This is a genomic window from bacterium (assembly GCA_021372615.1).
Lineage (GTDB): Bacteria > Armatimonadota > Zipacnadia > Zipacnadales > UBA11051 > JAJFUB01.
Window position 1 is genome coordinate 55,854 of sequence record JAJFUB010000029.1, and the last position, 22,195, is coordinate 78,048.

General features: G+C 68.6%; 11 protein-coding genes. 9 read left to right on the forward strand and 2 right to left on the reverse strand.

Translation table 11 applies throughout. The features are described from left to right. Positions 1-45: 45 nt before the first annotated feature. Positions 46-3,027, reverse strand: a complete 2,982-nt coding sequence (locus LLH23_05025) for a cellulase family glycosylhydrolase (protein ID MCE5237835.1) — start codon at positions 3,025-3,027, stop codon at positions 46-48. Positions 3,028-3,543: 516 nt separating this feature from the next. Here LLH23_05025 and LLH23_05030 point away from each other — a divergent pair. Continuing rightward, the gene (locus LLH23_05030) at positions 3,544-5,463 is read left to right on the forward strand and encodes a hypothetical protein (GenBank protein ID MCE5237836.1); all 1,920 of its coding nucleotides are present in this window, start codon (positions 3,544-3,546) and stop codon (positions 5,461-5,463) included. 18 nt (positions 5,464-5,481) lie between these two features. On the opposite strand, the gene LLH23_05035 is transcribed toward LLH23_05030, so the two are convergent. Beyond that, positions 5,482-7,524: a glycoside hydrolase family 3 C-terminal domain-containing protein gene (locus LLH23_05035; protein ID MCE5237837.1), complete on the reverse strand. Its 2,043-nt coding sequence runs from the start codon at positions 7,522-7,524 to the stop codon at positions 5,482-5,484. Between the two features lie 81 nt (positions 7,525-7,605). On the opposite strand from LLH23_05035, the gene LLH23_05040 reads away from it, so the two are divergent. The 8 genes from LLH23_05040 to LLH23_05075 all read left to right on the forward strand — a co-directional run bounded on the left by LLH23_05040 (position 7,606) and on the right by LLH23_05075 (position 22,183). Next, positions 7,606-9,066: an ABC transporter substrate-binding protein gene (locus tag LLH23_05040; GenBank protein ID MCE5237838.1), complete on the forward strand. Its 1,461-nt coding sequence runs from the start codon at positions 7,606-7,608 to the stop codon at positions 9,064-9,066. Then, positions 9,063-10,541, forward strand: a complete 1,479-nt coding sequence (locus tag LLH23_05045; protein ID MCE5237839.1) for a sugar ABC transporter permease — start codon at positions 9,063-9,065, stop codon at positions 10,539-10,541. The genes LLH23_05040 and LLH23_05045 overlap by 4 nt, the downstream gene beginning before the upstream one ends. Next, positions 10,534-11,427 carry a carbohydrate ABC transporter permease gene (locus LLH23_05050; GenBank protein ID MCE5237840.1) on the forward strand — a complete coding sequence of 298 codons (894 nt, stop codon included), beginning with the start codon at positions 10,534-10,536 and terminating at the stop codon, positions 11,425-11,427. The genes LLH23_05045 and LLH23_05050 overlap by 8 nt, the downstream gene beginning before the upstream one ends. 46 nt (positions 11,428-11,473) lie before the next feature. After that, on the forward strand, positions 11,474-15,223 hold the full coding sequence (locus tag LLH23_05055; protein ID MCE5237841.1) for a hypothetical protein: 3,750 nt from the start codon (positions 11,474-11,476) through the stop codon (positions 15,221-15,223). A 378-nt stretch (positions 15,224-15,601) separates the two neighbouring features. Next, positions 15,602-16,360, forward strand: a complete 759-nt coding sequence (locus tag LLH23_05060; GenBank protein ID MCE5237842.1) for an IclR family transcriptional regulator — start codon at positions 15,602-15,604, stop codon at positions 16,358-16,360. Positions 16,361-16,374: 14 nt separating this feature from the next. Continuing rightward, positions 16,375-17,379, forward strand: a complete 1,005-nt coding sequence (locus LLH23_05065; protein ID MCE5237843.1) for a (4Fe-4S)-binding protein — start codon at positions 16,375-16,377, stop codon at positions 17,377-17,379. Positions 17,380-17,653: 274 nt separating this feature from the next. Next, positions 17,654-18,259, forward strand: a complete 606-nt coding sequence (locus tag LLH23_05070; GenBank protein MCE5237844.1) for a prepilin-type N-terminal cleavage/methylation domain-containing protein — start codon at positions 17,654-17,656, stop codon at positions 18,257-18,259. A 75-nt stretch (positions 18,260-18,334) separates the two neighbouring features. Further along, positions 18,335-22,183: a hypothetical protein gene (locus LLH23_05075; protein MCE5237845.1), complete on the forward strand. Its 3,849-nt coding sequence runs from the start codon at positions 18,335-18,337 to the stop codon at positions 22,181-22,183. Positions 22,184-22,195 lie beyond the last annotated feature (12 nt).

Consider the following 22,195-nt stretch of genomic DNA (forward strand, 5'->3'; position numbering starts at 1 on the left):
CCCGGGACCGAGCGCGAAGTATGGGTGGCGGCCCCTGCCCCGGCGTCAGCGGCCCAGGGCGACCTCCTGGATCTCCACCCCGTGCGGCAGCGCGCGCTTGTCGCCATACAGCCACGCGCCGAAGCAGAAGCTGACGGACTGCACGTGCTCGGGCCGGAGGTGGTCCCCCGGACCGCCGCGGTCCGCCGGCTTGCCCCCCCAGTGCTTGAGGTACTCCAACGAACTGATCGGGATGCGAATCTCCTGCCACTGCGTCGTCAGGGGCACGTTCAGGCCCCACGGCGCGCCATCCTGCTCGATCAGCACCAGCTCGAACCGGTCGGTCTGCGGCTCCGTGGCCCGGGCCTTGAAGATGACCGTCTTCGCCTCGGCGGCCAGTGGCAACTGCGCCGCCAGCCCGGCGGGGACGCTCGTCCGCCAACCGATACAGTCTGGCTCCGGCCCGAACCCATCAACATGGACCCGCAGCGCCGCCCGGTCCGGGTCCATGCCCGCCACCAGGCGCTGCGTGCCCTTCTGCTGGTGCAGCCTCACCTTCACCTCCGCGGGCCGCACCAGCACCACGGGGGCATCCGCCGCGACGACGTCGCTGAGCCAGGTCTGGCGCCTGTGCACCAGCGCCGCGCCGGCGACCTCGACGGCCTGCGGGTGCGGACTGGCGTCGCCGAGAATCCACGCGCCGGTGACGAAGCAGATCTCGCTCACCCGCCGCAGGTCAGGCCGGCCGGGCTTTGTGCCCCAGCGCGGCTCGAGGTTCGCCACCGGGATCGTGATCTCGCGCCACGCCGGGCTGATCGTGATGTTGCTGCCGAAGGCGGGGCCGTCGCTCTGTTTGAGTGTCACCTCCACGCGTGATGTCTCCGGCCCGCCGCGGATTGTCAGGCGCACGGCCTCATAATCGGTCAGGTCAGCCGTCAGCGGCAGCGTCGGCAGTCCCATGCCGGCGGAACTGGGCTTTTCCCCGAAGCCATCGGCTTCGAGCCGCGCCGCCACCGCTCCCGGCTCGCGCCCGGGCGCCAGCTTCACCCGCGCCCCCATCCCCGCGCGGCCGCTGTAGCTGGCGGTTGGCAGTGTCATGCCCTCGCTGAGCTTCAGCAGCGGCAGCGGCGGCTTGGCTAGCGCTGCGGCGGAGCGGTCGCCGGTGTCGCCGCCGGGCAGGTTCACCATCTCGGCGCCGTCGCGCACGGACAGGTAGGCCTCGACCTTGCCGGGGGCGAGCAGCTCGCCGGGAACACGGGCTGCGTAGCGATAGGCGCCGGCGGCGGCCATCGGCACGGCCGTGAACCCCGCACGCCCGGCCGGGCGCACGTGCAGCACGACCGGCTCGACCCCCACCCCGGCCACGGTGGCGGTCACGCGCAGCTCGCGGCCCTCGCGCCACTCCGCCGGCCAGTCCGTGTAAGCCGCCGGTGGCGCGGTGCTCGGCGGTAGGGCGACGAAGCGGGGCCCGCTCACCGCGGTCGGGAACCGCTTGCCTGCCGCGGCCAGGACATAGGCCCCCGGCGTCACCGTGACGACGCCGTCGCGGGCCGTGCGGACAGGCCCGGCGGGCTTGCTTTCGGCGACCGCCTGCAGGCGGAAGTCAGGCCCCAGGTCGGGCAGGGCCACTGTCAGCGGCCAGGAGCGCCGCAGCACGCGCATCTTCTCACTCGTGCCGCCGGAGTACGGGTCCGCCACCATCACCACATCCGGGTACACCTGTAGCTGCCACACGCCAGGCGCGACGCGGTCGAGGAAGTAGGCGCCCGTCCCGGGGTACTTGACCACCGCCGACGAGCCGCAGCCGGCGAGGCGCTGGAGCCGCGCGGGGCTGGGCGGGGGCGTGTCGGTGTCGCTGCTGTACAGGAAGGTATCGTCGGTGACGAGTTCGCTCAGGTTCTGTTCGTAGCTCACCCGGAAGTCGCCGAAGCGGTTGCTGTCCGGATAGGGGCCATAGGCCTGCAGCCGCGGCAGGCGCCGCATGGCCTCGGCCGCGATGGCGAAGCTGAGCGCCTTGTTGGGGGTGTAGACGAGGTTGAGGTAGTGCGTCTGCCAGTTGGGGTTGCCGGCGGCGAGGCACAGGGCGTCATACTGGAACTGGTTGGCAATCTGCACGCCGGCGGCGCGGAAGGTGCGCGCCATGGCCGGGTACATGTACGCGCCGGGCACATCGGCCGCGTCGAACTCGTACACGATCTTCCCCAGCCTCGCCAGTTGGGGATCGCGCATGTCCGGGTTGTCGGCGACGCGCGGCAGGAAGTTGTCGGTGAGCATCCCCCCGCTGACCAGGCCGGTCGGGTACCACCCGAAGGTCACACCGTCGAGCTTCGCGGCCGCCGCGGCAGCGTGCCGGCCCGACCAGCAGTTGTAGAAGATGGGCTTGCGGCAGCCGGTCGCCCGGACCGCGTCGCAGAGCGTGTTGATGTAGGTGGTGACGGCACTATCGGGGGCGCCCGGCGCATACAGCGGCTCGTTGATGAGCTCAATCGCCACGATCGCCGGGTCGTCCTTGTAGGCCTGGTGTGTGTAGCGGTTGACATGGTTCACGTACTGCCCCAGGTAGCGGGCCTGCTTGGCCCAGGCCTCCGGGCTGCCGGTCATCTGGGGCATGGTGTACAGGTCCGAGAAGCCGCCGGGCTGCGGCGCGCCCCACCAGGCGATCGGGGTCATCACGCAGTAGATCCCGTGGCGCCGGCACTCGGCGATGAGGAAGTCGAGTAGCCGCAGGTGCTCATTGTCCACGAGGTTGCCGTCGCGGTCGCTGATCTCCCGGTCCCAGCAGTGCAGGCGGATCGAGGTCAGGCCCAGGCGCACAAAGTGCTGCACGTCGTCCCGGATGGCCTGCTCCTGGCTCAACCCCCTTGTCTGCATCTGCGCATAGTCTATGCTGAAGGGCGCGTAGTAGTTCACCCCGAACAGGGCGACCTCCGCGTTGTCGTCCGACCAGCGCAACACGCCCTGCTCATCCACCCGCGCCGTGCGCGTGGCGGGGGCGGCGAGGGCGGCCACGGTCGCCAGCATCAACCCGAGCAGCACGAGTGGTCGCATGCAGATCGCTCCTTCATTGGCCTGGTCCACCTGGCGCCGCCATTCTACCACAACAGCCGGGCGCGCATAGGAGGAAACGGGGAATGGCCCAAGGCCGGACGTACGAAGTAGCCACCGGGCACGGGTGTCGGCAACAGCGGGTCTTCCCCGGCGGACGGCCACCCGGTGGTGCAAGGTTGACCAGAGGCCGAAGGGAAGCCGGACCTGGACGGGGAAAGTGGCCAAGGCGTCGGGCAAGCGGGGCGCAACACCCAGACGGTCGAGGGGTGTGCCGGAGGGACACTTCCCGACGACGTGGTACAGCAGGCGTGCCGGGGCGACAGACCCGGCCGTGACACCCCGACTGGCCCCGTTCCCGGCGCAGGGGGGCGGTATCCCAGCGCGCTGTACGGGCGCCCTCACAGGAGGCGAAGCCCCGGATTGAGCGCCGAGCACCCAGCCCCATCATCAGCCGCCTACAAGGCCGTGCCCGCCTCCGGTGACGGCCTCAGGGCCGTCGGCCTCGGTCGCTACGGTGTGAGCACCCGTGCGGTCGTGATTGCGCTGGTGCTCACATGGCTCGCGGGCTACTGGATCCGCCAGTCGGAGATCGTCGCCCTGGCGTGCCAGGGAACCGAAGCGGTCCCCTCGATCCCCGGCGTCGGCGCCCTGTTGCTGGTTCTGCTGGGCAATGCCCTGGCGCGTCGGACACGCTTCGTGCGCCCCTTGTGTGTACCCGAGATCATCACGGTCTTCCTGCTTGTCACCGTGGCCACCACGATGTTCGGCTGCGGCATCGGCCGCTTCCTGCTGGCATGCCTCACCGCACCCTTCTACTACAGCAGCCCCGCCGCCCCCCTGGAGAAGCTCGCGGCCCATATCCCGTTCTGGATGTCGCCCCAGGATCCCACCGTGCACCGCTGGCTCTATGAGAGCGCACCCACCGGTGACGTTCCCTGGGTGGCGTGGCAGTGGCCGATCGCCGCCTGGACGGGCTTCTTCCTCATGTTTGGCGGCATGTTGCTGTGCCTGATGTTGCTGCTCAGCGAGCGGTGGGTCGGGGAGGAGCGGCTCGTGTTCCCGCTGGTGCGGCTGCCGCTGCAGATGATTGACCCGGAGTACTCGGACGTGCCCTTCTTCCGCAATCGGGCCACCTGGATTGGCATCGGGCTGGCCGCCGCCCTCAACGCCCTCAACATCGTGCGCGGGGTGTTCTTCGGTGGGCCCAGCGGCGGCCTGCAGGTGGACCTGGCGTCGCAGTTCGTCGGCGCCCCCTGGAGCTCACTGCGCCCCCTCAACGTCCATCTGCGACCGGAATTGATCGGTCTGAGCTACCTGATCTCCACCGAACTGTCGTTCTCGATCTGGTTCTTCCAGTTGTTCGCGAAGCTCCAGAGCTTCCTGATCAGCGGGGTGATCGGGCTGCGTCTGCCGGGCGCGCCCTTTGCTCAGGAACAGGGCCTCGGCGCCTACGTGACCATGGGGGCGATTCTGTTCTGGAAAGGGCGCCACCCATTTGTCGCCGGTTGGCGGGAACTGGCGACGAGCATGCACGGAGGCCGCCCCTCTCGCGGGATCTCCCTGCGCTGGCCAGTCATCGGTGCACTGGCCGGGTTCGTCGGCGCAGTGATCTTCTGCCGGGCGGCCGGCATGGCCACGTGGCTGGCATTGCTCTACCTGGCAGTCATCACCAGCGTCGCCGTGGTGTACGGTCGGCTGCGGGCCGAGACCGGCGTGCCACTGGTCTGGGCTTTCCCCTACGGTCTGGGCCACAAGGCGATTCGCTACTTCATGAACTCCGCCTCCTATGTGGGCATGGGCGGGGAGCCTCGCTCGGCCACCATCTTCACGCTGCTGCTCTTCATGTCCCGAGGCTACTTCCCGACCATGACCGGCTACGGTATCGAGGGCTATGCCCTGGGACAGAGCACGGGCATCAGCAAGGGGGGCGTCTTCAGGATCGTGCTGCTCGCCATCGGCGTAGGCGCGGTCTGCTCGTTCTTCTTCCATCTGACCACCTACTACGACCATGGGGCTGTGGGGTTGCGGGGTGGGCTGTGGGGCGCCTCGGAGGCGCAGGCCCAGTACGCCGCCCTCTGGCAAGCCACCAAGATGCCGGTGCCGCCGGATGTGCCGCGCATCATCGCCACCCTCTCCGGCGGGACCTTGCTGGGGCTGCTCAGCATCGTGCGCGGGCGGTTCTTCGGGTTCCCCTTCCACCCTCTGGGCTACGCCATGGCTTGTTCGTACGGAGAGTTGCTGTGGGGGCCTTTCCTGCTGACCTGGACGATCAAGTCACTGCTGTTGCACTACGGTGGGCCCAAGGCCTACCTCGCCGCCCTCCCGGGCTTCCTGGGCTTCGCGCTGGGGCACTTCGTCGTTGCCGGGGCCATCTGGGGCACTCTGGGCGCCGCTCTCGGGGGGCCTTTCCTGCGCTACGGCGTGTGGTTCGGGTAGCTGTTCCCCCGGCGGCCCCTACGTGAGGCGGAGCACCCCTGTCACGAAGCTCCCCGTCGCCCCCGGACCGGGCTGGCCGCCGCCGATGGCGAGCAGGAATTCTCCTGGCTCGAGCATGGGCTCGCCGGCCTCGCTGTAGCAGACGAGCTGCTCCGGGCGGAGTGTGAAGCTGACCTGGCGCTGCTCGCCCGGTTGCAGGTGCACTCGCTGGCAGCCCTGCAGTTGCCGCAACGGCACCGCGACTGTGGCCTCCAGGTCAGTCACGTAGAGTTGCACGACCTCATCCCCCGGGCGATCACCGACATTGGTCACGGTGGCGCCCAGCACGACCTGTTCACCCGTCCTGGCCTTGTGCGGGGTAACCGTCAGGTCGCCATAGGCGAAGCGCGTGTAGCTCAAGCCATAGCCGAAGCGGTACAGGGTCTCGGCCTCGGAGAAGCGATAGGTGCGCCCCGCCATGCCGTAGTCGCTGAAGGCGGGCAGTTGGTCGAGCGACCGGTAGAACGTCACCGGCAGGCGTCCGGCCGGGCTGACGTCGCCCCAGAGCACTTCAGCCAGCGCGGTCCCCGCCTCCTCGCCACCGTACCACGTCGCCAGGATCGCGTTCACGTGCTCCTCGGCCCAGTTCACCGCAATCGCACTGCCCGAGAGGAGGACCAGGACGACAGGCTTCCCCACCGCCGCCACCTCCCGCAGCAAGGCCTCCTGGATCGGCGGCAGGTCAATGTATGTGCGGTCGCCGCTGCGGTTGAGGTCAGAGTCGCCCTCCTCGCCCTCGAGGCGCGGGGAGAGGCCGAGGACCATGACCACCACGTCGGCCTCCGCCGCCAGCGCCACGGCCTGGGCGAAGCCCGAGCGGTCCTCGCCGACGAGGTCGCAGCCGCGAGCGTAGCTGACCGCCACGCTCTCGCCTGCGCGACGCATGATGCCCTGCAGGGGCGTCACGGCCGCCGAGGGCTCACCGTTGTAGTTGCCCAACAACACCGACACATCGTCCGCGTTCGGGCCGATGACCGCGAGGCGCTTCACGTCCGCCGCCAGCGGCAGCACGCCATCGTTCTTGAGCAGCACGATGGACTCTTGCGCCGCGAGCAGAGCCAGCGCGCGGTGTGCGGCGCAGTCGTTCACCTCCAGGGGGATCCCAGCGTATGGCACGCGTTCGGGCGGGTCGAACATGCCCAGCCGGAAGCGGGCCTCGAGCAGCCGCTGCAGCGACACGTCCAGTTCCGCCTCGGAGATCAGGCCCTGCTCCACTGCGCCCGTCAGTGCGCCGTAGGTGCAGCCGCAGTTGAGATCGCAGCCGGCCTTGACCGACAGGGCTGCCGCCTCCTCGGGGCTGGCGCTGCATGCCTCCCCGTTGACGCGGTTGTAGGCCGACATGATGGACCCGGCCCCCGCCTCGACGACGGCTCGGAAATGCGGCAGGTAGCTCTCGCGTAGATCGCGTGGGCTGACGACGGCGTCGAAGCCGTGGCGTTCGGCCTCGGGGCCGCTGTGCACGGCGAAGTGCTTCGGGGTGGCCACCAGCTTCAGGTAGTGCGGGTCATCGCCCTGGAGGCCCTTGACGAACGCCACGCCGAGCAGTGCGGCCAGGTAGGGGCATTCGCCGTAGGTCTCCTGCCCGCGCCCCCAGCGGGGGTCGCGGAAGAGATTGATGTTCGGCGTCCAAAAGGTGAGGCCGTAGTACCACAAAGAGCCGCCGTCGGCCGACAGGGCCGCATGATGCTTGGCGCGGGCCTCATCGGAGATGGCGGTGGCTACGCGGAAGACAAGGTCGGCGTCGAAGGTCGCCGCCAGGCCGATGGCCTGGGGGAAGACGGTGGCGACCCCCGCCCGGCCCACACCATGGAGGCATTCGTTCCACCAGTTGTAGGCCGGGACGCCCAGGCGGGGGATGGCGAAGGCATCGTGGACCATCTGCGAGACCTTCTCTGCCAGCGTCATGCGGCCGCACAGGTCGCGAGCGCGGTCAGCGGGGGAGAGGTCAGGGTTGAGGTAGGCGGGCGTCTCGTCGGCCATGGCAGTCCCCGGCGTGCACAGGATGGCAGGGCAGTTCGCCACCAGCGCGGCTGCTCCTCCCGGACCGGGCAGGCGTGGCAGGCAGGTCGGCGGCGTGGGGTCAACGAACTCGTACCTAACACAATGAAGACCATCTTCCTGAGCGTGGCCATGGGGCTGGTCCTCGCCAGTGTGGCCATGCAGCTGACGCTGCCGGGCACCCGCAGCGAGGTGCCGGTCATCTACTGGGTGACCGACCCCAATCCCGCGCGCGAGGAGCAGATCCGCCTCTTCCAGGAGTGGCTGAAGAAGCACCACTACCCGCGGATCGAGCTGCGCCTCGACACCGCCAACAATGACACCTCCAAGAAGATCATCCAGGGCGTGTCGGGCGTGGGCGGGGACTGCATTGACATCGGCTCCGGCGGAGGGATGCGCTACTTCAACTCCATCGGCCTGCTGACCGACGTGACCCCGTGGGCCAGGGAGATGGGCTTCGACCCGAGCCATACCTACCCGGCGATGAAGACGGAGATCACCACCGACGGCCACCAGTACATGTTCCCCTGCAACTGCTACGACCACCTGTACTGGGTCAACAAGGCCACCTTCCGGAAGTACGGCCAGCCCCTCCCCCCGCTGACGTGGGACCTGCAGACCTTCGAGCGCCTCGGCAAGGCCCATGTCGCCGCCGCCAACCCGCCGGGCCAGCGACGTGAGAACTTCTTTGCGAACGGGGCGCCGCTGGATGTGGTTCGGCGCGGCTGGGGCGTAAGCGTGTTCAACGAGACGCTGACCCGATGCACGCTGAACGACAGGCGGTATGTGAAGGCGCTCAAGCTGGTCCGCAAGTGGACCTATGATGACCACCTGTGCCCGACGGCCGCCGAGGTGCAGTCCTTCAGCACGGCCTCCGGCTACGGCGGCTCGACGCTGCAGCTCTTCAACAGCGGCAACTACGCCATGTTCATGATGGGGCGGTATGCGCTGATCCAGTTGCGCAAGTTCGGCCGGCTGGAGCTCGCGGTGTCGTGGCCGCCGAGCGGCGGCCTGCCCAACTGCTCGACGGGTACGCGCGCGGCCGGGATCTACAGCGGCTCCCAGCACCCTGAGCTGGCGCGGTACTTCCTGGCCTATCTCGCCAGCGAAGACTACAACATGCAGATCGTGCGGGACGCGGACTCGCAGCCGCCGAACCCGAAGTACACCCGGACCGAGGAGTACCTGCGTCCGAAGGACTACCCCAACGAGTGGGGCTGCCACGAAGTCTTCGAGGACGCGATGTGGAAGATCGCCATCGGGCCGGAGTACAGCCCGTTCGTCGTTCCCGACGCCGTCAGCCGGTGCGATGGCAACGCGACCGAAGCCTACATGTCCGGCGTGGTCAGCGCCGAGGCAGCGGCGCAGCAGGCTGCCGACCGCATCAACGCCGAGATCGCCCAGAACCTGCGTGACGACCCGAAGCTGCAGGCCAGGTACGATGAGCTGGCAGCCCGGCAGAAGCGGATTGACGACCTGAAGGCGCGAGGGGAGAAGATCCCGCTGGAGTGGGTGGACAACCACTTCCTGCGGCGCTACTACCAGTGGGCACGCATGGCCAGATGATGACCCCGAAGGACCGCCGACGACTGCTGACCGGCCTGGGCTTCCTGGCCCCCAACATCCTGGGGTTCCTGGCCTTCACGCTCATCCCCCTGGGCTTCAGCCTGGTCCTCGCCTTCACCAACTGGGACCTGCGCCACCACAACATGTTCAAGCAGGAACACCTCAAGTTCGTCGAGCTGGCGAACTTCTCACGGCTTCTGCACGAGCCGGACTTCTACAAGTTCCTGGGCAACACGCTGTTCCTGATGATGGGCATCCCGCTGTCCATCGGGGCCAGCCTCATCGCCGCGCTGCTGCTCAGCAATGACCTGAGCGTCGGGCGCAAGCGCGCCTACTGGACGGTGGCCTGCGGCTCCCTGCTGGCCGCGGCCTGCGTGATGCTCGCGTTGCTGGGGAGCGGGGCCAGCGCCATGACGCTGCTGATCGGCGGCGTGATCTGCCTACTGCTCCTCGGTGGCGCCTTCGGCGGCGCGACGACCTATCGCACCCTCTTCTACATCCCGCACTTCACGAGCGGCGTCGCTACCTTCATTCTGTGGAAGAAGCTGTACGCCCACGAGACCGGACCGGTGAACACGTTCCTGGCGGGGCCGCTGGAGCGTCTGACGGGCGTACTGCGCGGGCTGCCGGCGGAGCAGCTCTCCGCCGGCATGTGGGTGTGGCTGGCAATGGTGCTGGTGCTGCTGCTATTGGGCCTGCGGCGGTTGCGGCTGATGTGGGTCGAGGGCGAGTTGGCCTGGTGGCTGGCCCTCGCCGGCGCCCTGGGCCTGCTCGTGCCGATCGCGCTGTCGCTGCTGTGGGCGCCGGTGTTTGAGGCGAAGTTCGTCCTGGTCGTGGGGGCGGCGCTGATCGCGCTATTCCAGTTCTTCCGGGGGCTGACCTCGGCTCGGCTGCCATCGCTGGCGTCGAGCGGCTCGGGCTCGGCGGCGGCGCTCGCGGCGCTGTACCTGGTCGGCGAGTTCGTCGCCCTGGCGTTCGGGATACTGGCGTGCCGGCTGCCGGCGATGGCCCAGGCCGGCCTCCAGCCGCCCGAATGGCTGACGCACTACCACTGGGCCAAGCCCGCGATGATGATCATGGGCCTGTGGGCGGCGATGGGCTCGAACAACATGCTGCTGTATCTGGCGGGGCTGTCGAACATCCCGCCGGAGTTGTACGAGGCCGCTGACATTGACGGCGCCTCGCGCCACCAGCGGTTCTGGAACGTGACCTGGCCGCAACTGGCGCCGACGACGTTCTTCATCGTGGTGATGAGCGTCATTGGCGGGCTGCAGGGCGGGTTCGAGATCGCGCGCACGATGACCCGCGGCGGCCCCGCCGGCTCGACGACGACGCTGAGCTACTTCATCTACACCGAGGGCTTTGAGACCGGGCGCCTGGGCTACGCCTCGGCGGTGGCCTGGGTGCTGTTCGCGATGGTCTTTGTGGCCACGCTGATCAACTGGAAGTTCGGGAGCAGGCACGTCAATGACTGAGGCGTCGTTGGAGCGCGGGCTTTCCAGCCCGCAGCCGGCAAACGCGGTGTGGAGAGCGCGCAGTCCCTGGCTGCGTCAGCACCTGTCGCTGTCAGGCCTGCATCTGGTCCTCGTGCTCCTGGCCTTCACGATGGTGCTCCCGTTCGTGTGGATGGTCCTCACGAGTCTGAAGCCGCTGGGCGAGGTCGGCGTGGAGAACTGGCTGCCGACACAGGTGATGTGGAGCAACTACCGCGAGGTCTTCTCGGTCATCCCCTTCGCGCGGTTCTACGGCAACAGCATCTTCATCGCGGCCTGGGTCACGTTCCTGCAGGTCTTCACGAGCTCGCTGGCAGCGTTCAGCTTCGCGCGGCTGCAGTGGCCGGGCCGGGACAAGGTCTTCCTGCTGTACCTGGCCACGCTGATGCTGCCCGGGCTGGTCATGATGATCCCGAACTACCAGATCATGATCAAGCTGCACCTGGTAGACACCTATGCCGGGCTCATCATCCCGGCGGCCTTCAGCGCCTTCGGGACGTTCCTGTTGCGGCAGTTCATGCTGACGATTCCGACGAGCCTGGACGAGGCGGCCGAGATTGACGGGGCGAGCAAGTGGCAGGTGTTCTGGGAGGTCATCCTGCCGCTGGCGCGGCCAGGGCTGATCGCGCTCACCATCTTCACGTTCATCGGCACGTACCAGAGCTTCTTCTGGCCGCTGGTCATGCTCAAGACCGTGGCCAAGTACACGCTCCCCGTCGGCCTGCTCTTCTTCGATTCCACACAGGGCCAGTCCACCCATCTCATCATGGCGGCGGTGACGATGTCCCTGCTGCCCATGGTCATCCTGTTTGCGTTCATGCAACGCTACCTGGTGAGCGGGATTCAGCTCGGGGCGGTAAAGGGGTAGCCACAGAGCGCCTCCCCGACCGCCAGCTTCGCCAAGGAGAAGCCCCATGTGGCTCGTCCGCCTGCTGTGGTGCCTGATCCTCGCCGCCCTGCCTGCGGTATGTCTCGCTGAGGCCATCCCGACCACGGTCCGTGACCTGCCGCTGGACGTGATCGAGGCGCAACCCCTGCGCGCCACGATCGCCTACGACGTGCCGGCCGGCCTGGGCGCCGTACGCCTGCATGTGGAGATGAAGAGCCCGCGTCACAACACCGTGCTGCGCGGCCAGCAGTTCACCGTACAGGGCAAGGGTGAGGTCATCACCGAACTGGCCGCTCCGGCGCGCCACGAAGAGCCCACGGTGTACTTGGCGATCTGGTACGGCGAGGTCTGGACCGCCGCCATCGGGCCGATCATGACCACTGACACCGTGGCGGTGCTGTCCACGGCTGAGGCGGCGGCCGCCCGGGCACAGCAGGAGGCGGCGGTGAGCTGGCGCCACGAGCACGCCGCCGCCCTCGCGGCCGGCGGCGTGGCGGCCGTGCTGGTTGACGACCTGTCGGGCCTCGACGTGGGCTACGCGCGGCGCGTGCAGGCTGCACTGGAGCAGGCCGGCGTGCAGACGATCGCCCTGACCGCCGAGCAGGTCGCCAACCCCGGCCTCCTCACGACCGACCACTTCCACACCCTCGTCCTGCCCAATTGCGCCGTCTACCCGGCCTCCGGGGCGCGAGCCTTCGGGCGCTTCATCGCGCAGGGCGGCGACGTGATCGCCCTGGGCGCCCCGGCCTTCCGCCAGCCCCTGCGCCGCCTTGGCGACCGGTGGGTCACCGACGAGCAACTGCGGGACCTGAGAAGCAAGCAACCGACCGAGCGCCTGCTCTTCGACTTCGAGCGCGGCCAGGTCGCCGACTGGGGCCATACCTCCGGTGGCGGCTCGCCGGCGCGGTATGACGTCACCCCGGGTGGCGCCAACGGTACCGGACGGGCGCTGCACTGCGTGGTTCCGGGCTTCACCAGTTGGAACACCCTCGTCGCGCCGGCGCTGCCGGAGCCCCCCGGCAGCGACCCACTGCTGACGGTCCTCTGGGCCAAAGGCGACGCTGCGACCACGGCGCTGGCGGTGGAGTGGGTCGAGCGCGATGGCTCGCGCTGGATCGCGACCGTCCCTCTGACTACGCAGTGGCAGCGCTACGCCCTGGCGGCGGAGGACTTCCGGTACTGGCAGGACAGCGCCAGCAAAGGCCGCGGTGGCGCGGGCGACCGGCTGCACATCGGCAACGCCCAGAAGCTGACCGTCGGCCTGGCGATGACCCATACCCCGATGGGCAGCGGGCGCAAGGAGTTCTGGGTAGATGAGATCGGCGTGTCTCGCGATCCGGCCCCCGCGACCGAACTGCCCGGGCAGATGGACCTCGCCCCGGTCGAGCTCCTCTATCCCGAGTACAAGTTCCACCGCGTCAGCAACGCCGCCACGCTGCAGGTCAGCGACAAGCAGGTGTTGCTGCCCACAGATAGCCTGCCCGTCCCCGCAGGCCTGATGTCGGTGCAGCCCCGCCCACAGGGCACGGGCTTCAACAAGGAGCGCAAGTGGCGCTTCATCCCGCTGCTGGAGGCGCGTGACAAGTCCGGCGAGGTGTGCGGCACACCGGCCTGCCTGCTCATCAACCGCACCGGCCGCCTCCAGCGGTCCTGCATCGCCACCTTCGCACTGCCGCTGAGCGCGTGTGACAATACGCAGGTGCTGGGCATGGTGGCCCAGTTGGCGAAGCTCCTGCGGCAGGGCCGCTTCCTGCTTGAGGGCGGGTCGGAGTTCTACACCGTCTGGGACGGGCAGGACGTCACCCTGGGCGCCCGCACCATCGCCCTGACCGACGCACCCGCGCCAGAGTTGAACGTCGTCCTGACCGTCACTGACGGCAAGCGCGAGGTCTTCCGCTCGGAACAGCCCGTGCGCGACGGCGAGGCCAAGTGCCAGTGGCGCCCGGGCCACTTCGCCGCCGACACCTACCAGGTCTCATGCTCACTCCGCGACGCCGACGGCGCCCTGCTGGATTGGCTCTCGCACCCGCTGCTCGTCTGGCGCCCCTCGCCCCGGCCCGCGTTCATGACGGTCGAGGACGGCCAGTTCATGTTCCGCGGCAAGCCCTGGCGCGCCCACGGGGTCAACTACATGCCCTCCAGCGGCATCGGCATCGAGGACGGGCACTACTTCGAGAACTGGATGGGGAAGCAGGCCTATGACCCGGTGGTGATCGAGCGCGATCTGAGCCGCGTCGCCGCCGCGGGCCTCAACACGGTCAGCATCTTCTGCTACTACGAGGCCCTCGGGAGCCGCAACCTGCTGGACTGCCTCGAGCGCTGCCGGCGGCACGGCCTGATGGTCAACCTGTCCTTGCGCCCGGGCACACCGATGGACTTCCGCTGGGACGAGATGAGGGCGCTCATCGAGGGCTTCCGACTGGCCGAGAATGACACGGTCTTCGCCTATGACCTGGCGTGGGAACCGTCCTTTGGCGACTACCGCAACCGGCAGCGCTGGGATGTGGAGTGGGAGCAGTGGGTGGGGCAGCGCTACGGGAGCGTGGCGAACGCCGAGACGGATTGGGGCGTGCCCATCCCGCGCGCGGAGGGCAAGATCACCGGCCCCTCCAATGAGCAACTCTCTACCGAAGGCCCGCACCGGACCATGGTCTGCGGCTATCGCCGGTTTCTGAACGACCTGCTCGACCGCAAGCACGCGCGGGCCAATGGCCTCGTCAAATCCATAGACCCGCACCACTTCATCAGCTTCCGCATGTCCATCGCGGGCGACCCGACGGTGAATCCGGCCCGGATCGCCTATGACTTCCGCGGGCTGGCGCGCACCGTGGACATCATGGAGCCCGAGGGCTACGGGCGCATCGGTGACTGGGAGCGCGTGCGTCCCGGTCGTTTCACGGCGGACTACTCCCGCGCGATGGCTCCCGGCCGGCCGGTGATGTGGGCTGAGTTCGGCTGGGCGCCCTACCAGCGCGACGCCTGGGACATCTCGCCCCGCTGGCAGAGCGATGTCGCCGCCTTCTACGACCGCTTCTACCGCATGGCTGACGAAAGCGGCGCCAATGGCACGGTAGCCTGGTGGTATCCCGGCGGCTTCCGGTACGGGGAGAACTCCGACTACGGCATCATCAACCCCGATGGCTCCTGGCGCCCGGTGACGGAGATGATCCACCGCTGGGCCCCGCGCATGACCGCGACCCGGTCGCGCGCGGTGGACACGTGGCTGACGATTGATCCCGACGCCTCAGTCAAGGGAATCGTGGGGGCGTATGAGGCCGTCAAGGAGCGCTACTTCGCCCTGATCGAGGCGGGGCAGAACCCGGGCCTGCGGACCGATGGCTTCGGCCTGGACTCCGCCTCTGCGCCCCGCCGAGCAGTCGGCAACGTGCCGTACCGTCCCGGCCAGAACCCGCACAAGTACCTGAACGCGACCCTCGACCGGGTGGAGTACCGCAGCGCGGAGGGCGAGTGGCATGGCGTGGCCGAGGACGGTACGCTGCCCGCGACGGCCGGGCCGCTGGCGCTGCGCGTGACCGTGGGGAACAGCGGGGAGGCGCGCTGGCTCGCCCGCAGTGGCGCCACGCAAGTGAGCCTGCAGGTGACGGGCGCTGTAGCCGCCAGCGGGGTGCTGTCCGCCGACGTGGCCTCCATGGCCACCGTGACCGTCGCCGTGACGGTGCCGGTCCCCCTGGCGCCGGGCGCCGAGCTGAGGCTGCAGATGCACGCCGCCCCGGACATTGTGTTCGGAGATGTCGTCCGGCTGGTGGTCAAGTAGGCAGCCCGGGCGGCAGACGCCCCGGCGCCCCGGGCGCTGTGGAAGCCGATCAGTAGCCCGCCGCCCTGCACGTACCGGCGGATCGCTTGCTGTGTCTCGGGCGCCAGCAGCAGTTGCCCCTCGCACAACCCCCCGCCCCGCCTGCACGCCCTCGGCGTACGGTACCAGTCAGCCGCAGAGGCCGCCTGGGCGACCACCACCGCGATCAGAGCAACACCGAAGCGAGTGGACATCGTGCGCCTCCATCCGTGCGCCGCGCCAGCGCAGGGGCTCTCCACTGAAGCGAAATCGCCCCTTGACACCCCGGACTCTATGGTGTATCTGTTTATTACGCATGCGAATAGTTTGTTTACAATGAGTAATAACAACCGCAACAGTATGGCGGAAGGCACCGGGCACGTCCAGTCCCTTCTGCGCGGCCTGGAGATGCTGCGCCGGCTGGCAGCGTCCGATCACGGCCTGACGCTCCGCGAACTGACGGAGGCCATGGGGCTGAAGCAGGCGACTGTGTACAAGCTGCTGCAGACCCTGGTGGCCGCCGGCTTTGCCGAGAAGACGGCACGCCCGATCCACTACATGCTCAGCGCAGGGGCGCTGGAGCTGGCGGACGCCTACTGGGAGCGCTCGCTGCTGCAGCGGGCCGAGGTCGTGATGCGCGAGCTCTTCGAGTTGATGCGGACATACAACCCGGTGGTGGTGCTGGCGGAGGCGATCGGCGGCGAGGTGGAGACCGTGCTGCGCATCGGCCCCGAACGTCCGAACATCGTCGAGCGGCCACGGGGGCGGGTCATGCCGCCGTATGCCGGCGCCTGCACGCTCGCCTTCCAGGCCTTCTGGCCCGCCCAAGAGCGGGATGAGTACCAGCGCAGGCATCCCTTCTGGGAGCAGGGCGAGTACCTGTGGGAGACGCCGGAGCGGCTGGACGACGTGCTGAGGCAGACGCGCGACCAGGGCTATGCACTGCCGGTCTTCAGGACAAAGCGCGTGCAACTGGTCGCGGCGCCCATATACAGTGCAAAGAAGCAACTGGTGGCCGTGCTGGGCGCCAGCCTCTCCGACCAGGACCCTCCGGACAACTGGCCCGAACTCGTCCGCGAGGTCGTGGCCGGCGCCCGGCGGCTATCGGCCAGTGAATGAAGAGGAGTTGACTGATGCTGACTGCAGACAAGGTGAAGGCGCAGGCGCGGCTGCTGGGGGCCGACAAGGTGGGGATTGGCTCCATAGACCGCTGGGAAGGCGCGCCGTTGCAGATGGACCCCCGGCAGATCATGCCCGAAGCCAGGTCCATCATCTCGATGGCCTTCCGGGTCAACCGCGGCAGCCTGCGCGGGATTGAGGAGGGCACGTTCTTTTCGAACTACTCCTCGATGGGCTACGGCGGCCTGACGTACCTGTATATGCCCCTGGTGGTCATCAACCTCGCCAAGTTCATCGAGGATGACGGCTACGAAGCGATCCCGTACGGCCACCAGAGCGACTGGCGGGCCATTGACAACGAGGGCGGCTCGCGCCCGGGTTACAGTCGCCCGGTGCGCCCCGGCCAGGCGGCCCCGGACGTCATGGTCCACCAGCGCATTGCCGCCTATCTATGCGGCCTGGGCGAGATCGGCTACTCGAAGGTGCTGCTGACCCCGGAGTTCGGTCCGCGCCAGCGCGTGGGCATCGTCATCACCGAGGCGGAGCTGGAGCCGGACCCGATCTACGACGGCCCGCAGTTGTGCAACCGCTGCATGGCGTGTGTAAAGGACTGCCCGGGCAACGCGATCAGCGCGACGAAGACGGTCAAGGTGACGCTGGCGGGGCACGAGGTAGAGTGGGGCGAGCTGGACTGCCAGGCCTGCGGACTGGCCTTCACCGGCGGCGAGGTCGTGGGCGAGGGCGAAGAGGGCGAGTACCTGAAGGCGGAGGGGCGCAGCGACATTCGCCCCAGCAACATCAGCCCGTTCAGCCGCAAGCCGCGCAACCTGTACAACACCGGGCAGGCGATCTGCGGCGGCCAGGGCTGCCTGCGGGCCTGCATGATCGGGCTGGAGAGGCGCGGGGTGCTGCACAACAAGTTCCACCGCGAGTTCCGCCGCCGCCCGCCCTGGAAGGTGGACTGGTCGTCTGAACCGCCGACTGCGGAGGCTGCCCCGGGAGGCAAGGAGGCCGACTAGGGTCTCCGCGGGACCGTCACAGGACGCGATGCGATGGATCGCTTCCGGCTCCCATAGGGGAGCCGGAAGCGCCCGACTGAGCCAGGCAGATGCCGACTGGCGACACCACGGGCGGACGTATGGCGCCGCTCTGGCGCTGCACCGCGCCAGTGAGTGCCCGGCGGAGCAGTACGACACTGCACGCCGGCAGATAGCCGCACAGATCGCGAGGCTCGAGCAGGCGCGCGAGGCCTAGGACCCGCTACCTGCCGGGCACCCCGACGGGAGGCCGATCATGTTTCGCTTCAGATGGTCTGCTGGTGCCGGACGACGTGGCTTCACGCTGATTGAACTGCTGGTTGTCATCGCGATCATCGCCATCCTGGCGGCGATCCTCTTCCCGGTGTTCGCCAAGGCCCGCGAGAAGGCCCGGCAGACCTCCTGCCTGGCGCAGATCCGGCAGCTCGCCACCGGGTTCACGATGTACGTCCAGGACTATGATGAGACAATCCCGTTCTACCGCCAAGGCTCGACGAGCATCTACTGGTACCACATGCTGGCGCCGTACCTGAAGAACACGCAGATTCTCATCTGCCCCAGCCGGACACAGGTCGGTACGGTCCTGTACGGCTACAACTACGAGTTCTGGAACGTGTACTACCGCTCCCTGGCGCAGATCGAGGAACCCGCGGAGAAGGTTGTCTTCGCCGACTCCAACAACGCAGTCGCCCACTACCCCACCCGGACCGCTGCGACCTTCGACGCGTTCCTCAAGGGCATGAACGACGGAACCACGGCTAAGGCGCCGCACAATGACGGTCTCAACTGTGGCTTCTTTGATGGCCACGCCAAGTGGCTGGCCGCCTCCAAGGCCTACGACACCAAGTGGTGGAACCCGTGATGGGGCCGCAAGCCTGAGACGCCTCGACACGACAGCCGGCCCCGGCCTCGCCGGACCGATCACAGGGGAGACATCATGCGCGTCTGTTCGCTCGTGGTCGTCATGACACTGCTCGGAGGCGCCAGCCTCCAGGCGGCAAACCTGCTGCAGAACGGGGACTTCGAGGCCCCGGCAGCCGAGAGCCTTCCCGGCTGGTCGCTCAACGCTGAAGCCCGTCAGCAGAAGGTGTGGGCCGCGGCAACCGACCCGCATGCGGGCCGGCAGTGCCTCGCCTGGCGCTCCACCACGGCCACGCCGAAGGTGGGCGTGCTGAGCCAGGAGGTCGCCGTCGAGCCCGGCAAGCGCTACTCGCTGACCGTGTGGCTGAAGCGCGACTCGTTCGTCTACGGCACGGGCGTGGAGGTCCAACTCCTCAAGGGCGCCGGGTTGGTGGATACGCAGGAGGTGGCCTTCCGCGGTGTGACGTGGAGCCCGGTGTGCATGACCTTCAGCACTGGTGCGGCCAACCGCGCACGCGTGGCGATCACCAACCCCAACACCGGCGACTGGCGCATCACCGTGGGCCGCACTCTGTACGTGGATGACGTCAGCCTGGTGCCTGTGGACCCGGCCGACAACGTGGAGCTGAGTGCGGGCAACAGGCCGGCGCTGCAGGCGCGGGCTGAGTTCAAGCAGACGGGGCCCTACTATGTCTGGGCGCGGGTGCAGTGCGCCGGGAACAACGCCTTCACGCTCCAGGTGGGCGGCAAGTCCTACGACTTCCACTGCTACACCCGGGGCCAGTGGTACTGGCTGCGGCCGATCCTGCCCGAGCTGATCCTCGGCCAGGGCCCGCAGGACATCCGCCTTTCATCCGTGGGCGATGACATCCAGATAGACCGCGTCGTCTTCACCCTCGATCCCTTCTACAAGCCGCCCCAGGCCCGTGCCTTCATGGACCCGGCACAGGCCAAAGCCGCCCTGCTGCAGGCCGCCGGCCCGCCCGGCTCGGGCGCCGTGACGCTCACGGTGAGCGGGACGCTGCCGCCGGGCGTGTGGGGCCTGACTCAGGGGGTGCCCTTCCCCCAGGGCGCGCTACGCGACCCCGCCCGGGTCCGTCTGGCCGGACATCCGTGCCAGGCCGAGGCCCTGATGTGCTGGCCGGACGGCAGCATCAAGTCGCTGCTCATCAGCACGCTGGCCGCTGCCGGGGAGCAACTGGAGCTGACCTATGGCCCGGCCGTGACCACGGCCGCGGCCTCGCCGGCCGTGCGCGTGACCGACACGCCGCAGGCCGTCACGGTGGACACCGGCAAGCTCACCTTCCGCGTCCCGCGCGATGGCTCGGCCCTGCTGGCCGACATGCAGTGCGGCGGTCGGCGAATCGAGCGTGTGGACGCGCTGGTCAACCGTGACTTCACCTCCGCCGGGGTCGCCCCGCAGGTCCAGGTCGAGGAGGCGGGCCCGGTACGGGCGGCCATCCGCATCGCCGGCCAGCACCGCAGCCCGGCCGGGCAGAAGCTCCTCGACTACGTCGTGCGCGTGTACGCCTATGCCGGCGCCGACAGCGTCGAGATCGAGCACAGCTTCATCCAGAACGAGGGCAAGCCGAAGGTGGAGCTGTCGCAGGTCGCCCTCCGCCTGCAGACCCCGCTAACCCGCTATGCGCTGCAGGTAGGCGAGAAGCCCGTCGCGGGCACGCTGGCGGGCGGGCCGGTGGAGTTGGCTGCGGCCCTGACGAGCAACCCCAAGGCCAACAACGACTTTCCCTATCAGGTGACGCAGGGGGCGCAGAAGCTGGCCGCGGGCACGCAGGCCGAGGGGCGGTTCGTGTGCGACGACCTGTGTGTGACGGTGCGGGACTTCTGGCAGAACGCCCCGCGCAGCCTGCGTGTTGCCCCCGCTGGTCTGGAGATCGGGCTGGTGGGCGCGGCCATGCCGTTCTACATCGGCATGGCCAAGACGAGTCATGTGCTCCTCAGCTTCAACGACCCGGCGGCCGCGGAGGTGTTTGCGCAGCGGCCGCTGCTGCTCGCGCCGGCGGAGTGGACGTGCGCCAGCGGCGCCCTGAACGCCCGCCCGGCGCCCCGACGCGAGGGGCAGTTCCCGGCCTACGAGCAGTGCATGGATCGCGCCCTCGCCGACTGGGCCAAGCGCACCCGTGACGCGCAACTGAAGCCCGGCTGGGGTGGGATGCTCAACTACGGTGACGCCGTATACTCCTCGGGCGGTCTGAACATGGAGACGGCGCTGGACGAGGGCGCCATGGTGCAGTTCTTCCGCACCGGCCGCCGCGACTGCTTCGACTTCGCGGACGCGATGATCAACCACTACACCGACATTGACCTGTGCCATGCCGGGGCCAACGCCGGCCTGCTGTATGCGCACGGCCCGCACAGCCGTACCTCGCTCGAGGCCGTGCGCGACGGCATCAACGGGCACTCCTGGTACAACGGCGTCATCCAGTACGCGTGCTTCACCGGTTCGCGCCGGATCCTGGAGACCGCTCCGCTGGTCGGCCGTTACTACGCGACCTATCCCTTCCCGCTGCAGCCGTACATCCACTACTGGCGGCAGATCGGCTGGAAGTGCATGGACCTGGTGCAGGCCTACCAGGTGACGGGCGACGTGCAGTGGCTGGGGGCGGCGCTGGAGGATGTGCGGGTACACGAGTACCAGCGCGATCACCTCGTGACGCTCTGGCCTTACATGTACGCCACCGGGATGAAGGCGCTGCGGATGTACTACGACAGCACCGGCGACCCCGAGGTCCGGGAGCTGTACCTGCAACTACTTGATGGCTTCCTGCACCTGCGCGAACGCCCCGACGACACCGTCAACGGCGAGTGGCCGAAGGCGCCGGGGATGCTGCTGGGCAACTTCCCGAACGACCGGAGCTGCCTGTTCTACAATGAGCCGGCGCAGGCGACGTGGCTGACAGGCGACCGGCGCTTCCTGAAGCTGGCCGGCGACGATCTGAACTGGCAGTTGGTGTTCGGCCTCAGCGACCCGACGCTGCTGAGCGGCTCGGCCGACCTGGTGCGCGGGATGCAGGAGGCCGGCATCGCCGAGCCGCGCGTCCGCGACAGCCTGCCCTCCGTGACCATGACGCCGTGGCTCGAAGGCGCGGACAAGCTGCCGCAGTACGACCGTCCCACGATCGTCTTCCAGGTCAATGAAGCGCAAGACCAGGCCTTCGAGGTCGTCCTGTTCAAAAGCTCCCTGCGCAAGTACACCGATGACTGCCGTGGCCGGGCGACGCTGCATGCGCCCGATGGCAAGGCCGTCGGCGAGCAGCCGGTCCATACCGGCGGGATGAACAAGTTCCACTTTGCCGTGCCTGCCGATGGGCAGACCGGCCTGTACACGCTGGTGGTCTCTCTGGACGACTACTGGCGCTGGACGCTGGCGCAGGTGGATGTGGACCTGAAGGCCGGCACCCACGTTCTCGGCCTGCGCCCGCGCTACGATCGCATCTTCCTCGACCAGCTCTGCGTGGCGAAGGCCGGGGGGTTCTTCCCGACGCTCATGGCCCAGCCCGGGCCGGAGGCGGTCATGATCGAGGCGGAGACCGGCCCGCTGCCGCCGGACTTCGTCCTCGTCAAGGATGCCTTCGCCAGCGGAGGCGTCTGCGTGCGCGCGACGAAGGGTGACAGCGGCAGCACTCTGGAGCGCACCTTCAGCGTCCCGGCCGACGGCACGTACCGGCTGTTCGCGCGGATCTGGAAGCCGCAGTCCGACCTGCTCAACGTAACCGTGGACGGGCAGGGGCAGTACGTGCTGCAGGGCGTGCACGACATGGACAACAACACCTTCCCGACCTGGTCGCTGGGCTGCAGCCTGGGTGATGGCAGCATCGCCCGCTACTGGCTGGGCGAGCCCGTCCGCAACGCCGCCCCCTACAGCGCTGCGTACGTGAAGCCCACACCGGCGCTGCAGCGCTAGGGCGCCGCGCCA